Here is a 1,459-nt window from a genome sequence, read left to right as displayed (position 1 = left end):
AACAACCACTTCAGTTGTGCTTGATGGGTTCATCACCACCCATCCATTTGGATCCGCGACTTCACTTGGTGAACAATCCATCCGGTAAGAATAACAACCAACAGTAAACATAACTTGAATACGCTCTTCATCTACGATGACCTGCATTGAAGCTCGATTAGGCTGGTAGTCTTTATAATAATGTTGCAGAGTGCGCATTTTTTTCTCTGCTAATTCAGAGTCGATCGGTGCATCAATACGGTAGTAAGTTAGTGTTTCACCCTTGTCGCTGCGGCCTTTACGCCAAGTTCCTTTGATGTATTTTGGGACGCCCATTTTACCGATGTCAGCACTGGCTCCAGGGTAACCATTAACGCCACCATAACCAAAGCCTGTCCATCCACCGCCTGTGGTTTGAATAGCGACATCTCGGATCCCGTAGTTTCCACTAATACTTCCAGCATTACCGATGGTCGCTTTTATTAACGGCTGCTCTTCTTGACAGCCACTTAAGGCGACGACTGCTATGAAGAGTAACGTGATTAAGTGCTTAGGCATTGTCCCAAATTCTCCGCTCTGGTGTTTTTTCTGTTTTTTCATCTGTCGTAATGCCATTTATAATCGTTTCAGCTATCGTCTTATAAGGGAGATTCATCACCGTATCATGAGAGCGGTGGATATAGTTGTCAAAGATCACCGGTGACTGAAGCGTTGCTTTCCAATCTTCAACGGTTATTTCTCCCAATGGCTTGGTTGATAATTCACCCCATAAAGATTGGCAAAGCTCATCGGTGACATAGTCAGGGGTTAGGTTTTCCTGATAATCATCTTCAAACCAATCAATGCCAACCATTGCTCCTTGCTGCTTCATGCGTTCAAGGGCTAGTCCTGCTATCGCATTACTCACGGGTTTAAAGTGATAAAAATAGAGCGTGTTGTCTTTTTCTTTAACCTCACCGTAGTGGCTAAATCGTTGTCGGCACATCTTTTTCCATTCGGTGTCTTTAACTTGACGAGTGCGCTCTATCATCGCAGCCTTATCTAGACTTCCCCCTGGATATGCAAAATTAGCGTGCACTATATCAATGATTTCTGATTTTATTTCGTTACGGTTATAGGTACTGCTCACCGGAAAGCCCACATAGTCAGGGAGTCCCTCTTTCTCGTATTGCTCAATTGAAGGATAACCGCCTCCCACATCGGTATGGCATCCAGGAAAATGTTCTTGGTAGAAATTATCGGGTAACCAATTATCACGACTCAGTGAGGTTAATGGGAAGTTTTTCCGATACTCATGTTCGGCAACCAACTGCAAGACCGTGGTGGCCATCGTCGGCTCTAGGCCCAACTGAAAATTACCTTCATCGTTATTGCCAGCTAAGTAAAACGACCCTACGGTATCAAATAACCCCAAGAACCGTACACTGACGCCTTTCGTATCATCTCGCTCATAACCACCTTCTTCTGAAAACTTTTTGTT

Annotated in this window: 2 protein-coding genes; both read right to left on the bottom strand. The window is 44.3% G+C overall.

The features are described 5' to 3' along the window. Nucleotides 1–537, bottom strand: a 537-nt coding sequence (locus AB4517_RS21295) for a hypothetical protein (RefSeq protein WP_372149852.1), incomplete at its 3' end; no start/stop codon positions are given. Continuing rightward, nucleotides 530–1,459, bottom strand: a 930-nt coding sequence (locus AB4517_RS21290; RefSeq protein ID WP_372149850.1) for a phospholipase effector Tle1 domain-containing protein, incomplete at its 5' end; no start/stop codon positions are given. The genes AB4517_RS21295 and AB4517_RS21290, both read right to left, overlap by 8 nt.

Origin of the sequence: Vibrio sp. 10N.222.52.C3 (assembly GCF_041474195.1) — a bacterium.
GTDB lineage: Bacteria > Pseudomonadota > Gammaproteobacteria > Enterobacterales > Vibrionaceae > Vibrio > Vibrio crassostreae_C.
Note: the sequence above shows the minus strand (reverse complement) of the source record. Positions and strands in the feature narration are given on the sequence as shown.